The organism is Rhodococcus sp. 14-2483-1-1 (assembly GCF_002259335.1).
Lineage (GTDB): Bacteria > Actinomycetota > Actinomycetes > Mycobacteriales > Mycobacteriaceae > Rhodococcoides.
The window spans coordinates 813,576-826,875 of the sequence record NZ_NPFX01000014.1 but is presented as its reverse complement, the minus strand read 5'-3'; the positions used below and the strand labels follow the sequence as shown (position 1 = coordinate 826,875).

General features: G+C 64.9%; 13 protein-coding genes. 6 read left to right on the top strand and 7 right to left on the bottom strand.

Annotation, left to right across the window (positions count from 1 at the left end; all coding sequences use genetic code 11):
* Nucleotides 1-140 precede the first annotated feature (140 nt).
* Nucleotides 141-1,817, bottom strand: coding sequence for an alpha/beta hydrolase (locus CH294_RS15305; RefSeq protein WP_249305289.1), 1,677 nt, complete (start codon nucleotides 1,815-1,817; stop codon nucleotides 141-143).
* 62 nt (nucleotides 1,818-1,879) lie between these two features.
* On the opposite strand from CH294_RS15305, the gene CH294_RS15300 reads away from it, so the two are divergent.
* The 3 genes from CH294_RS15300 (at nucleotide 1,880) to CH294_RS15290 (ending at nucleotide 4,551) form a co-directional block, all read left to right on the top strand.
* Nucleotides 1,880-2,659, top strand: coding sequence for a PIG-L family deacetylase (locus CH294_RS15300; RefSeq protein ID WP_032401899.1), 780 nt, complete (start codon nucleotides 1,880-1,882; stop codon nucleotides 2,657-2,659).
* A gap of 108 nt (nucleotides 2,660-2,767) precedes the next feature.
* Entirely contained in the window at nucleotides 2,768-3,721 is a 954-nt protein-coding gene (locus CH294_RS15295) for a daunorubicin resistance protein DrrA family ABC transporter ATP-binding protein (RefSeq protein ID WP_032401898.1), read from the top strand.
* Nucleotides 3,718-4,551, top strand: coding sequence for an ABC transporter permease (locus tag CH294_RS15290; protein ID WP_094704040.1), 834 nt, complete (start codon nucleotides 3,718-3,720; stop codon nucleotides 4,549-4,551). The genes CH294_RS15295 and CH294_RS15290 overlap by 4 nt, the downstream gene beginning before the upstream one ends.
* Here the strand turns inward: CH294_RS15290 and CH294_RS15285 are convergent.
* Nucleotides 4,548-7,808 carry a BTAD domain-containing putative transcriptional regulator gene (locus CH294_RS15285; protein ID WP_249305288.1) on the bottom strand — a complete coding sequence of 1,087 codons (3,261 nt, stop codon included), beginning with the start codon at nucleotides 7,806-7,808 and terminating at the stop codon, nucleotides 4,548-4,550. The genes CH294_RS15290 and CH294_RS15285 overlap by 4 nt on opposite strands.
* Before the next feature lie 165 nt (nucleotides 7,809-7,973).
* On the opposite strand from CH294_RS15285, the gene CH294_RS15280 reads away from it, so the two are divergent.
* Complete coding sequence (locus CH294_RS15280) at nucleotides 7,974-9,227, top strand: Hsp70 family protein (RefSeq protein ID WP_094738371.1); 1,254 nt, start codon at nucleotides 7,974-7,976, stop codon at nucleotides 9,225-9,227.
* Nucleotides 9,228-9,274: 47 nt separating this feature from the next.
* Complete coding sequence (locus tag CH294_RS15275; RefSeq protein WP_032380414.1) at nucleotides 9,275-10,144, top strand: 1,4-dihydroxy-2-naphthoate polyprenyltransferase; 870 nt, start codon at nucleotides 9,275-9,277, stop codon at nucleotides 10,142-10,144.
* Here CH294_RS15275 and CH294_RS15270 read toward each other — a convergent pair.
* From CH294_RS15270 to CH294_RS15250, 5 genes are all read right to left on the bottom strand, one after another.
* On the bottom strand, nucleotides 10,141-10,521 hold the full coding sequence (locus CH294_RS15270; protein ID WP_032380413.1) for a phage holin family protein: 381 nt from the start codon (nucleotides 10,519-10,521) through the stop codon (nucleotides 10,141-10,143). The two genes, CH294_RS15275 and CH294_RS15270, sit on opposite strands and share 4 nt — an antisense overlap.
* 33 nt (nucleotides 10,522-10,554) lie before the next feature.
* Entirely contained in the window at nucleotides 10,555-11,067 is a 513-nt protein-coding gene (locus CH294_RS15265) for a Clp protease N-terminal domain-containing protein (protein WP_094738370.1), read from the bottom strand.
* A 6-nt stretch (nucleotides 11,068-11,073) separates the two neighbouring features.
* A complete protein-coding gene (locus CH294_RS15260; protein WP_032401893.1) occupies nucleotides 11,074-11,289 on the bottom strand; it encodes an HTH domain-containing protein in 216 nt (71 codons plus the stop codon).
* Between the two features lie 88 nt (nucleotides 11,290-11,377).
* Nucleotides 11,378-11,719 (bottom strand): nitroreductase/quinone reductase family protein, encoded by a 342-nt coding sequence (locus CH294_RS15255; RefSeq protein WP_094738369.1) that lies wholly within the window; start codon nucleotides 11,717-11,719, stop codon nucleotides 11,378-11,380.
* 69 nt (nucleotides 11,720-11,788) lie between these two features.
* Nucleotides 11,789-12,289: a MarR family transcriptional regulator gene (locus tag CH294_RS15250; RefSeq protein WP_094738434.1), complete on the bottom strand. Its 501-nt coding sequence runs from the start codon at nucleotides 12,287-12,289 to the stop codon at nucleotides 11,789-11,791.
* 71 nt (nucleotides 12,290-12,360) lie between these two features.
* Between CH294_RS15250 and CH294_RS15245 the strand changes: the two genes are divergently transcribed.
* Complete coding sequence (locus CH294_RS15245) at nucleotides 12,361-13,275, top strand: NAD(P)/FAD-dependent oxidoreductase (RefSeq protein ID WP_212709799.1); 915 nt, start codon at nucleotides 12,361-12,363, stop codon at nucleotides 13,273-13,275.
* The last annotated feature ends 25 nt before the right edge of the window (nucleotides 13,276-13,300 follow it).

The window sequence follows — 13,300 nt, the reverse complement described above, 5'->3', positions numbered from 1 at the left end:
GCCTCCGGTTCGGCTGTGCGCGGGCTTGACTCCTCCGTGGGGCGCAGGTGGCGGGCGGGGGGGACGCGAGGGGGGAGCGCGGGCAGGGGCAGGGGCAGGGGCAGGGGCAGCGGCATGGTCAGGGGCAGCGGACGATCAGCTCAACCCACCATTTTCTCGTACAGTCGCTCCACGTCTGCGTCCGTCCAGCCGGGCGGATCGAGGATGTCGGCCCACATCCGCACCGCGTCGGCTCCGTAGCTGTGGCCGTGACCGTCGTCGACGTCGGTGGAGAAGACCTGATCGAAGGTCAACTGCCAGAACGTGACGAACGGGAACCACTGCACTCCAGGGTCGACGTCGGTGCCACGCGGTTCGTTCAGCCAATCGGGTCGGCCCAGGATCAGATCGGGTGACCACCACACGATGGGGTCGGATGCATGCTGCCAGTAGACGATTCGCGGCTCCTCCCACGGTCCGCCGATGTCGAGGTCACCGGAAGACCCGGCGAAACGGACGTGTTCGCCGCTGTCGATGACAGGCAGGATCTCGCGGGAACCGGCGTCGCGTCCACCGGTTATGCGGGCCCATTGAGGTGTGAAGTTCGGGTTGCCGACCCACAGGGCACCGTCGATGCGCGCGATCATGTCCTGGGCACCGCTGAATGCATCCTGCCCGCCGTATGCACCGAGGCTCTCGCCGAACAGCACCAACTTGGGTCGTGAATCTTCCGGAAGTTCGCTCCATACCGCGTAGATCGCCTCGAAGAGGGCTCGTCCGGCATCCTGCGGGGTCTGGCGGTCGGCCAGAAATGCCATCGGGCTCGGCAGGAACGAGTACTGCATGGACGCAATTGCCGAATTACCGTCGTACAGATACTCGAGGGGGCCGGCCACGGATTCGTTGACCCACCCACGTCCGGTGGTGGTCGCTACACCGAGCACGGCCCGCGAGAATGCGCCGGTACGTTCGAGTTCGGCCACCACGCGCTCTGCGACGCCCTCGACGGTGTCGGCCGACTCGACTCCGGCGTACGCGCGGATCGGTTGCACTGCAGGTCTTCCGGTGAAGTCGCTGATCTCGTCGGGCGATGCTCCCGAGACGACGAACCGTCGACCCTCCTGCCCCAGCGAATCCCATTCCTCGTTCGAGGCATCCGAACCCGAAAGTTCGGCGGCCGTAGGCTTTTCCACCCCATCGTGGTTGCCGCGATCGGCAGTCGATGCGGACTTCTCCGCGACGGCAACAATTCCCCGAATCAGTGCACCGTTGACAGCGAACACCACCAGCAGCGCAACCACGATCACGCTCGCGATCCTCGCCACCGGCCTCGGAACGTACTGCTTGCCCCAGCGCGTCAGCGCCCGAGTCGCTCTGCGCAGCAGGCGGCCGAGAGCAAGCACCGCCACCGCTACCACCAACGAGAGCAGCAGCACCGCGACGTACAGCGGACGGCCGGGGTCTTCCACGCCGACCAGCTTGCGGACGATCTGCTGCCACCAGGATCCGAGGATCAGGAACAGCGGAATCACCACCACTGCAGCCACGGCCAGCGCCCACCACCCACGTCGACGCCACTGCTGCGACCAGTCCGGTGACACTCCGCAGAGCCGGACCACCCAGGCAATGAGGCATCCCACGCCGTAACCGATCGCGACACTGATACCGGTCGCCACCGCCTGCAGGTACCACGCACGGGGCAGCAGGGACGGAGTCATCGACAGCGCGTAGAACACGAGCGCGAAGAAGATCCCGACGGGATGTAGTGCGCGGCAGTACCGATCCGCTCGTGAATCCCGCCAGTACGAACTTATCGAGGCCGACCGCTGTGTGGTCACCCGTCGATCGTATTGGCCCGCCGACTGGGCCGCACCCACTTCGACGTGCAAGCATTCAACGCATGAGTGTTCTGGTCTGCTTCCATGCACATCCCGACGACGAAGTGTTCGGCACCGGCGGGGTGATGCGTCTGGCTGCCGATGCCGGCCATCGCGTCGTACTCGTCACGGCAACCGACGGTGCCCTCGGAGAGTTTCCGGACGGAATCCTCACCGACGGCGAGACCCTGGCAGAGCGCCGACGCATCGAGCTGGATCGTTCGGCCGCCGTTCTGGGAGTGGACCGCATCGTTCGGTTGCACTACGCCGATTCCGGCATGGCGGGCACTCCGGAAAATGCCAATCCGGAGGCCTTCTGCAACGTCGACGTCGACACCGCGGCTGGGAGATTGGCCGACGTGCTGCTCGAAGAGCAGGCCGACGTCGTCACCATCTACGACCCGAACGGTGGATACGGCCACCCGGACCACATCCAGGTGCATGTGGTCGGCAAGCGCGCCACCGAGATCGCCGAGACCAGGTACGTGTACGAAACCACGACCAACCGCGATCACATGCGCCGACTGATGGAGGCAAATCCGCACTGGGGCGAGGAGGCGTCACCGCCGGACATGGAGACGTTCGGACTGCCGGAAACCGAGATCACCACGGTGGTCGACGTGTCCAGCGTGATCGCGGCGAAGCGAGCAGCCATGGAAGCGCACGAGACCCAGGTCGGCGATTTCGGTCCGTTTCTGCAGATGCCCATCGAACAACTCACCACCGCCTTCGGCACCGAATGGTTCAGGAAGTTGCGCGGGACCGGTGGCGTCGGCCTGACGGAGACCTCGCTGCCACTGTGACACCCCGCAAGAGGTGACACCACGCACGAGGTGACACCACGCGGCACATGAAAGGTGACGCAAGCGCGACGTACGCGTCGTGCAAGCGGTCGGGGCGATCGTTGTCCCATGACCACACCAGCTATCGAGGCCGACGGCCTCGTCAAGACATACGGTAAACAACGCGCGGTCGACGGTGTCAGCCTGACCGTCCCTACCGGGGCGGTCTACGGAGTCCTCGGCCCCAACGGCGCGGGCAAGACCACAACGGTCCGCATGCTCGCCACCCTCCTTCGACCCGACGGCGGCTCGGCCCGAGTTTTCGGCCGAGACGTCGTCGCCGACGCCACCGCGGTCCGGTCGCTCGTCGGCGTCACCGGTCAGTACGCATCGGTGGACGAGGATCTCACCGCGACCGAGAATCTCGTCGTCTTCTCCCGGCTTCTCGGCCTGAGTCGACGCGACAGCAAAGCCAAAGCCGTCGAACTCCTCGAGGAATTCGAGTTGACGGACGCAGCGTCGCGACCGTTGAAGTTGTTCTCCGGTGGCATGCGGCGGCGCCTCGATCTGGCCGCGAGCCTGATCTCGGCACCGCCGCTGCTGTTCCTCGACGAGCCGACCACCGGGCTCGACCCCCGCACCCGAGCCCAGATGTGGGACACCATTCGTCGGCTCGTCGCGGCGGGCTCGACCGTTCTACTGACAACTCAGTACCTCGACGAGGCCGACCAACTGTGCGATCGCATCGCCGTCATCGATCACGGCCGCGTGATCGCCGACGACACCGCTGACGGGCTCAAGTCCTCGGTGGGCACCTCGGCGCTGTCCCTGACTCTCGCGGACCGAAACCAGATCGACGACGCCCGAGCTCTGGTTGCGAGGCAACTGGGCACAGACGTGTCGGTCAGCCCCGCGTCTGCTCGTCTGACTGCACCCATGACCGACACATCGATGACCCCCGACATCTTGATTCGACTGCGCGACTTCGGCATCGACGTCAGCGAAATCACCGTCACCAAACCCAGCCTGGACGAGGTATTCCTGACCCTCACCGGCAAGAGCGCAGACGAGGACGCAGCATGACCACCACTCTCACTCCGCAAACTTCGACGTACATCGACCCCGCCGACCGTCCGGTCGTCCGCCACATCGGCCTGGCCCGTACCGCCGCCCAGTCCGCCACCATGGGATATCGCGGGCTGCTCAAGCTCCGACACAATCCCGAACAACTCACCGACGTGGTGCTGCTACCGGTGATCTTCACCCTGATGTTCAGCTACATCTTCGGCGGCGCGGTTGCCGGGGACGTCACGTCCTACCTGCCGATGATCGTGCCCGGAATCCTGGTGCAAACGGTGATCACCGGTTCCGTCGTCACCGGCACACAGCTGCGAGAAGATATGGACAAGGGCGTCTTCGACCGATTCCGGTCTCTACCGATCGCCCGAATCTCTCCGCTTGCAGGAGCATTGATGGCCGACGTCATCCGCTACCTCATCGCGGCGGTCGTCTGTTTCCTCACCGGGTTCGCGATGGGTTACCACCCGGCCGGAGGATTTCTCGGCCTCGCCGGAGCCGTCCTGCTGGTGATGTTCTGCGCCTGGGCGATCAGCTGGATATTCGCACTGCTGGGCACCTTGATGAGCAAAGCCTCCTCGGTCCAGGGCATCTCGATGCTGGTGCTGTTCCCGCTGACGTTCCTGTCCAACGCCTTCGTCGACACCTCCACGATGCCGAGCTGGCTGAGGGCTTTCGCCGACGTCAACCCCGTCTCACACCTGGTGACGGCGGTCCGAGAGCTGGCGAACAACGGGCACTTCGGTATTCACGTCGTGTACTCACTCGTCGGAGCCGTGGTCATCGTCGCCGTCTTCGCCCCACTGACCGTCAAGTCGTACATGCGCAAGGCCTAGGACACGGGTAGCGAACTCAAGATCTCCTGCAGTGCAGCATGTCTGGTGATACCAGCAGCCCGCGCGATACCGGCGTCGACCGTAGGGTCACCGACAATCGCGCGGGCTGCGGCCACGTGCCGATCGATGCGCATCGACGGAAAATCCTGGCGACCCACCGCCCGGTCCGACGCGGCCAGCAACCGAACTCCACGTTCGCGGTCCCCGCACTGCACCTCGAACGAACCCACTGCGCACGCAACAGCGCCGAGCATCGGAATATCGTAGAAACCGCCAGGCACCAACGCATTCCACGGCGTGCGCACCAGCTCCCCCACCGCTTCGCGCATCTCCGCCGCACGAGCGTGCAATACATGCGCTCCGACGGCCGCGCACACCAGAATCGTCATGAACGGATCGCTCGCGTCCTGCGATGGCCAGCCCCCGATGGCCAATGCTTCCCGAAATTGCGCCAAACCTCGTTCGACGTGACCGTCTTCCACGTCCGCCGCTGCCCGTGCCGCAGTCAACGACGCGGACGTCGACTGCTGCTGCGCACGATCCCACCGAGCGCCGGAATCGTGGGCAGGCCCCGGATCAGCGGTGTCACCGGAATTGCCCGGGCTCCAGTCCTGCGCCATACCTCCCGACGCCAATTCCTCCACCAGCGCCCGCCCCTCGTCCACCCGACCCGCTCCGATCAGGGCCATTGCCAGGAAGGTTCGGGTTTGCATGCTCTCCTCGTAGGCATGCATCGTCCACATGACATCGGCGGAGGTTCGGTAGTACTCGGCGGCCGTGGCTTGATCGCCTGCCAGACCGTAGGAGCTGGCAAGTGTTTGCGAGGTGGACCCCACTGCCCACAGATCACCACGACTACGCGCGATGCCGAGAGCGCGCTCACCGTCTCGAATCGACTCGTGCAATCGCCCCGAATTCTGAGCGAGCATCGCGCGAACCACGTACGCGTTGCAGCGAACGTCGCCGTATTCGGAGCGCGTGGCAAGAGCCAGTTTTCTGGCCAACCCTCGCCCTCCGATGTGGTGCACGAGCACCTCGGCATTGAACCGCAACCCCGGTGCGATGTCGGTTCTGTGGCGCAACAGATTTCGTAGATCGACTCGAACTCGGGCTACCCGACGCAGTTGTCGTCCGTAGGCGAAATGCGCCGCCAGAACCAGCATGCACATGACGGCGTTGTCATCGGGTGTTTCTGCGATCCCGCGGCGGATACTGCTCTGCACCCTGTCGGCCCAGTTCAGCACCTCGGAATGCGCGCCGCGCATGGCCCAGAAGTAGCCCAGTACCGAGAAGAGAGTGCAGACGTGCTCCGAAACATCATGTGCGAAAGAATGTCTCATCATGGAGAGCAGGTTGTCGTGCTCCGCCTCGAGCAGCAGAACCATCTCGGCCGGACGCCCGCCGGCATAGCCTGCGGAAATCCTCGTCGACACCGCAGTCGACCAGGCTCGCAGGCGTAGTGCGACCTGCTCTTCCTCCCCGCTCGCGTCCAATTGCTCCTCGCCGTACTCGCGGACGGTCTCGAGCATGTGGTACCGCACGCCCGTAGACGTCTCGGCAACTGTGAGCATGGACTGGTTCACCAGACCGTCGAGCGCAAACGAAACATCCTCGACCTCGGACCATTCCGCCACCGTTCGCGCGGCGTCGAGATCGAAGCCCGCAGGAAAGCGACAGAGCCGGCGAAGAGTTGCCTGCTCTGTGCCGTCGAGCAGATTCCAGCTCCAGTCGATGACCGCGTGCAACGTTCGATGTCGTTCCGGACGGGTTCGGTCCGTCGATCTCAGCAGCGCGAATCGTTTGTGCAACCGCGTGCCGATGTCCTCCACACTCATCGACTTCACTCGCGCTGCGGCCAACTCGATGGCAAGGGGCAGGCCGTCCAAGGTGTGACACAGGGCCGCGACAGCGTCGGGATCGAGTCGCACGGACGGGCGAACTGCACGAGCTCTGACGCAAAAGAGCTCAGTAGCAGGCGAATTCGGGCCGAGCATGCCGAGAGAGGGCAGCGGAAACACCGATTCGGCCGTCGACCCCATCGGCGAACGGGAGGTCGCCAATACCGTCACCAGATCCGTCGCAGCCACGAGCTCGTCCACGACTGCAGCCACCTCGCCGATCACGTGCTCGCAGTTGTCGAGGATCAACAAACCTCGGCGAGTCGAGAAGACGTCGACCAGACGCTCGTGAATCGAGTGCACCCGGGCGACCTGAAGACTGCCGACAGTGTAATCCGCCTCGGTCAATCCGAGGGTGGCTCCGATCGCCGAGGCGACGTCCTCGCCACTGCGCAGCGACGCCAATTCGACGAACGCCACCGGCATCGAATCGGCAGCTCGATGACCCAGGGCATGTGCGATGCGCGTCTTGCCCGCGCCGCCAGGACCGAGGACGGTGGTGACGCGAGAGGTGTGCAGCAACTCCTCGATCGCAACGATGTCGTCACCTCGACCGATCAAGGCATTGGGTGCGGCACGAAGCCCGATGGTCTGCAGCACCTTCGGCGCGTCGTGACCGAGAATTTCGGCATTCAGTGCGGTCGTCGCGGGCGAGGGATCCGCTCCCAACCGCTGGGCCAGATAGTTGCGCAAGTCCGCGAACACCGTCAGCGCGTCGTTGGGTCGGCCCACACCGTGCAGCGCGCGCATGAGGTCGGCAGCAGCACGCTCGTCGGCTGGATCCTCGGCCGCGCGGGCCTGCGCATGCGGCAGAGCGTCGCCGTATCTTCTCAGACCCAGGAGGGCCGCGACCTGCAGCGACTTCAGAGCCATCCCAACCGCGTCGGCCTCGACCCGAACCGAGTCGATGGGCTCACCGCGCCACAGACCGAGGGCTTCGACGACCAGGTCGAGTGCATCCTGGAAGTGCTCCTGAGCGAGGCGGCCCTCCGCGCCGCGGGTCAGAGCACGGGCCCGGCCGAGATCGATGTCCTCGGCATTCAGAACCAACCGATATCCCCCGGGCCCACTCTCGAGAGCGCCGCTGGGCAGCGCCGATCGCAGTCGAGAGATCTGTGTCTGCAGAGCATTCTTCGGTGATCGGGGAGGCTCGCCGGGCCACACCTCCTCGATGAGCCCCTGCGAGGACCGCGCCCGCCCCGGATCCAGCGCCAACGCCACGAGCAGGGCCTGCGCCCGCGTACCCGATACCGGCACGGGACGGCCGTCGATCACGGTCGTCACGACGCCGAGGATCCCCACCACCGGAAGTTCGGCCGTGAGGTGCGTCGTCTCGGGATCCGCGATGTCGTGGGGCACTGTCCTCAGATCGTAGGCCGCGGGGCCGAACGCTTCGAATTGACGTTTGGATTGTTTTGAGACCCTAACCAAACCGTGAGACGGTAGAGTGACCTCGTCGCCTGACTCGAGGGCGCGCAATTTACACCTGATCCCCGTCATCGAATCGGAGAGGCCGGAGAAGCGATGCGTTCGTCCGTGGGTGTGTCACTGGGCACGTGCGGCATCCGCACGGCCCGGACCACCGAAGACGGCACCTGGAGCGACGGCACCCCGTTCGACGACTGGCAGCTCTCCCCCTCCGCCGAGGACGTCGCGCGCGTGGTCCGCGGAATCGTCGATCGGCCCGACGCACCGCAGTCCCTGGGCGTCGCCCACCGCACCCCCGTGGAGCGGGCACAGATTGCCGCCGCCCTGGCCGAGGAGTACGTCTCCGACGTGCACCTCATCGACGAAACCGGCGCGGCACTGGAATACCTGCGGCCCGGACTGCCGTCACACCACCGAACGATCGCACTGTTCGACGCCGGAGACACAGGCGTCGGCGTCGACATCGTGGACGTCGAATCCGGCCGCTCCTACGGTTCGACGCGCACCACCGCCATCAGCGGTAGCGCGTTCGACGCTGTCGTCCGCGAGCACATCCTCGGTCTCGGCATCGTGCGACCGCCGCAGTCTCCCGACGAAGAGAGTGCACTGACGGCCTTCTGCCGAGGAATCAAGGAAGCGCTGTCCACACACCAGACCACCAGCACACCCGACGGCGAGCACGTCCTCCTCGAGCGGCACATCTTCGAGTTGTCGATTGCGCGCTCCACCGAGCAGGCCGCCGCGACGGTACGCCAACTCGGTCTCGAAGCCGAGTTCTATCCCGATGCCGTCGTCGCCATCGGTGGAACCTCCAATGTTCCGTTGGTCCGGGCCACGCTGGAACGCTTTCTGCAGCTGCCGGTCATCGTCCCGGATCGGCCGGAGCTGGTGGTCGCCGGCGGAGCGGCTGTGCACGCCACCCACGTGGACGCGGCCCATGTGCCGCCCCTCGTCTCACACCGACCGGCACTGACCCGGCTGGGAATGATCGCCCTGCCGATCGCGGGCGTCATCGCGGCCATCGGGCTGTTCACCGCTATCGGGTCCAGCGAAGGAGACCAACCGCTGAGTACCCCCGCCAGCGTGGGCGAGCGCGTTTCGCAGACCACATCGCCTGTGGCCGGCACTACGACGACCTCGACGACGGCACCCACACCCGACGTCCCGCCGCCGGCCCCGACGACGACTTCCGCGCCGCCGCCTGCCGCCGACCCGGAACCCTATGTTCAGTACCAACCGCACTACAACCCACCGGCACCTGCGCCGGCACCGACGGTGCCACTGCCACAGATTCCCGGCGTCCAGATGCCCGTCATCCCACTACCGGTGTTGCCGCGCCTGCCGTTCTGACCGGCCGCGTTCTCGTCCGTCGAGCGGATACGGAAGGATCGTCGCTCATGGCCACCACTGCGCAATGGATCGAAGGCGCGCGACCGCGCACACTCCCGAACGCGATCGCTCCCGTCCTGGTCGGTACCGGTGCAGCCGTGTCCCTGGACGCCGGGGTGTGGTGGAAGGCGCTGCTGGCCTTGATCGTCTCGCTGGCCCTGATCGTCGGCGTCAATTTCGCCAACGACTATTCGGACGGAATCCGCGGCACCGACGACGATCGAGTCGGGCCCTTGCGCCTGGTCGGTTCCAAGGCGGCCTCCGCAGGCGCGGTCAAGAGGGCCGCGATCGGCTGTTTCGCCGTCGGAGCCGTGGCCGGATTGGCGTTGGCTGCCACCAGTGCCTGGTGGTTGGTCATCGTAGGCCTGGTCTGCATAGCCGGTGCCTGGTATTACACCGGCGGCTCGAAACCCTACGGCTACAGCGGATTCGGCGAGATCGCGGTATTCGTGTTCTTCGGACTCGTCGCGGTTCTCGGCACGCAGTTCGTGCAGGCAGAGCAGATAGATTGGGCCGGAGTGTTGGCCGCGGTGGCCGTCGGATCGTTCTCGAGCGCCGTACTCGTCGCCAACAACCTGCGGGACATCCCCACCGATACCGAATCCGGAAAGCTCACGCTTGCAGTCCGATTGGGCGACACCCGCACTCGCTACCTGCATCTCGCATTGCTGGTGGTGCCGTTCGCGATGACGGTGGTTCTGATTGCCCGAACTCCGTGGGCACTGGTGGGCCTGCTGGCACTCCCCTTCGCTGCTCGCGCGAACTCCCCGGTACGCAAGGGTGCGCACGGGTTCGAACTGATTCCCGCACTGCGCGATTCGGGCTTGGCGATGCTCGTCTGGGGCGCGAGCACCGGTGTTGCGTTGGCCTTCGCCTAACGCTTGTCGGGCACGAACGCGCCGAGCAGGAAGTTCACGATCGAGATGATGATCGCGCCCCAGAACGCAGCGGCGAATCCCACGATCTCGAGGCCGTAGCCGGTCTGCGACGACAACCAGCCTGTCAACAGCAGCATCAGCGCATTGATCACGAGAGTGAACAGTCCGAGAGTCAGAATCAGCAACGGCAGCGAGAGCAGCTTGACCATCGGCTTGATGAACGCGTTGACGATTGTGAGCACGGCTGCGATCCCGAGCAGCACCACGATGTCCCACCCGTCACCGCGACCCGAACTGGTGACGGTGATCCCGTCGACGAATTCCTTGGCGACCCAAATGGCAACAGCGTTGATCACGAGCCGAATCAGAAAGTTCATGGCCGCCATCGTAGGGTTCGCAGCGTCGGGCGGCTACGGCGTCCGAACGAGCAGGACCGTCGACCGCAGTTCATCGAGCGAACAATGCCGCTGCACCAGTTCGGTGAACCATGGATCGGCACCTCGAACCAAACCGAGAAGTACATGTTCGACGCCGATCTTGCGATCGTGTCGTTCGACGGCTTCCTTCAGCGACAGCTTCAATACTTCCTTGGCCGACGGCGCGAACGGTATGTGATTCAGGCCGTCCGCTTGCGCCCCGTCGACGGCGTGCGAAACCAGGGCGGCGTCGACGGTCGTCAGGACCGCGTCCAGGTCGATCCCGAGTGAACTCAGCGCACGCGCATCCTGAGACTGCGCGTCCGCGCGTACGCCATCCACGGTGAATCCGGCCTCGGCGAGCGCGTTCTTCAACGGCTCTTCGGCGACCGCGAGCGCACCGAGGAACAGATGGGTGGGCTCGATACGTGGCGAGTGCAGTGCCCGCGCTTGCCCCTGGGCACCCAGCACGACTGCTCTGGCGGACGTGGTGAATCGCTCGAACATGATTGTCTACCTTCCCTTTCCGCCGTGCTTCTTGTGGACCGCCTGCCTACTGACGCCCAGCGAGTCCGCTATCGCCTGCCACGACCATCCCTGATTGCGGGCGGTGCGAACCTGAACGGCTTCCAGCCGCTCGAGCAACCGTCGAAGAGCCGCTACCGCACGCAGCCCCTCCCCCGGATCGGGACTGGCGGCTGCGGCTGCAAGTGCAGTGGCTTCGGTCATGCTCGTCAATGTAGGTTGACAGACCGACTTCTGTCAACCTTGATTGACAGGGGAGTCCGGCAGATCCGGCACAGAGTTCGGGCGGCGCTCAGTGATCCACGGCGATGTCGACGAACACTCGCCCGCGATCGTCGCGGGTCGCCGTCGCGAGGCCTGTGTACTGAACGCCGCCGAGATCGACGTCGACGCGACCGCCGTCGTTCGTGAAATTTCGCCACCAGTTCTTCTTGTCCGGCATCGCCACCCTGACTTTCAGGTGATCACCTTTCCGGCTGATAGCCAGCGGTAGTGAAATCTTCTTGCCGGACTTTCGGCCGGTGTAGGTCAGGATGCCCATCGACCGTCCGAGCACCCTGTCGAGCACGGGTGCCTTCATCACGACCATGAAAACCCTGTTGAACGCTGCCGCCGACTTCTGAAATGTGTTCATCGTGTGCCCCTCCGAGCTCGCTCCCGCACCTGCCCGCGAGCGTAGCCCTCGAGCAGGTCGACCGAGCCGTCACAGCGATGACACACCATCCTCCATCGACTCGGCGAGGGTAGCCAGAGCTTCGAGAACACGCGTCCGTTGCGCACCCAATGCGTCGAACAGTCTTCCGTGAGCGTCGAGTTCGCGAGGAAAGACCTCGTCGACAACGCCCTTTCCCCGATCGGTCAGGGTGATCGAAGCAGACCGTCGATCTTCGGCGCTGGGCACTCGATCCACGAATCCGCGGCGTTCGAGTTTGGCGAGTGCCTTGCTCACCCCGGCGCGAGTCATTCCGAGCAACTCCGCCAACCGCACCGCGGTCACCTGCTCGACTGCATAACGAAGGGGCACCATCAACTCCACCTCGGCGACGGAGACATCGGCGGCGGCGTATATCGGCTCGACGGCCAGATCGAGCAGCGCGACGATTCGTTTGATCTGGGCCACCACCTGCATCGGCGAAGTGTCCAGTTCCGGATTGAAGTCGGTCCACCGTGCGCAGGTCAGCTCGCGGAGCGAGTCATCGGCCATCGTCACCACCAATATTGTTAACCAGTTGACAGTTCTGCTACGTTCGCACTCCAGCCCATCGACTTCGAGGAGTGCTCTTGACATACGACACCGTAGTCGTAGGCGGCGGACCGGCCGGGCTCAGTGCCGCAACCCTTTTGGCGCGGGCACGCCGGCGGGTGATCGTCGTCGACGCCGGAGAGCCGCGCAACGCTCCTGCCGACCATGTTCACAACTTTCTCTCCCGCGACGGTTCCTCACCTGGGGACTTGCGTGAGGCCGGACGCCAGGAGGTTCTCCGGTACGACGGAGAGATACTGCAGGGCAACGTAACTCGAATCGAGAACGGCTTCGAGATTCACCTCGGTGATGGCACGGTCCTGACTTCCCGATCGGTATTGGTGGCCACCGGGCTTCGCGACGAACTACCCGACATCCCCGGCGTCCGAGAGCAGTGGGGTTCGGGGGTTCTGCATTGCCCGTACTGCCACGGCTACGAAGTACGGGATCAGCCCATTGCCGTTGTCGGCGGTCCCAACCGGCCGTTCACGGTCCATCAGGCGTCTTTGATTCGACAGTGGTCGGAGGACGTCGTCTTCTTCACCAACGGCATCGAACTGAGCGCCGACGAACGCCTCCGACTCGGCGCTCGCTCCGTCGATATCATCGACGCGCCCGTTGCCCGAGTCGTCGTGCGGGATGGTCGCGTCGTCGGCATCGTGCTGTCCGACGGGACCGTCGTTCCTCGAACAGTCGTGTTCGTCGGCCCGACGTTCGTTCCGAACGACACGCTGCTGACTCCGATCGGATGCTCCCGCCTCGACGACGGGTGGGTCGCTACCGACCCGACCGGACTCACCAGTGTCGACGGCCTGTGGACTGCAGGGAACGTCTCGGATTCTCCCGCCCAGCTGATCAATTCGGCAGCAGCAGGATCGAAGGCAGCGATCGCCATCAATCACTACCTCCTCGAACTCGATGTGACTCGCGCCGTCGGCGCGCTCTGAGGGCCTTCCACCAGGGCCGGGGAAT

Bases quoted from the DNA above. Each gene is read 5' to 3' on its own strand.
- CH294_RS15300 (WP_032401899.1), top strand. From the start codon at position 1,880: ATGAGTGTTCTGGTCTGCTTCCATGCACATCCCGACGACGAAGTGTTC.
- CH294_RS15295 (WP_032401898.1), top strand. From the start codon at position 2,768: ATGACCACACCAGCTATCGAGGCCGACGGCCTCGTCAAGACATACGGT.
- CH294_RS15290 (WP_094704040.1), top strand. From the start codon at position 3,718: ATGACCACCACTCTCACTCCGCAAACTTCGACGTACATCGACCCCGCC.
- CH294_RS15280 (WP_094738371.1), top strand. From the start codon at position 7,974: ATGCGTTCGTCCGTGGGTGTGTCACTGGGCACGTGCGGCATCCGCACG.
- CH294_RS15275 (WP_032380414.1), top strand. From the start codon at position 9,275: ATGGCCACCACTGCGCAATGGATCGAAGGCGCGCGACCGCGCACACTC.
- CH294_RS15270 (WP_032380413.1), bottom strand. From the start codon at position 10,521: ATGAACTTTCTGATTCGGCTCGTGATCAACGCTGTTGCCATTTGGGTC.
- CH294_RS15265 (WP_094738370.1), bottom strand. From the start codon at position 11,067: ATGTTCGAGCGATTCACCACGTCCGCCAGAGCAGTCGTGCTGGGTGCC.
- CH294_RS15260 (WP_032401893.1), bottom strand. From the start codon at position 11,289: ATGACCGAAGCCACTGCACTTGCAGCCGCAGCCGCCAGTCCCGATCCG.
- CH294_RS15255 (WP_094738369.1), bottom strand. From the start codon at position 11,719: ATGAACACATTTCAGAAGTCGGCGGCAGCGTTCAACAGGGTTTTCATG.
- CH294_RS15250 (WP_094738434.1), bottom strand. From the start codon at position 12,289: ATGGCCGATGACTCGCTCCGCGAGCTGACCTGCGCACGGTGGACCGAC.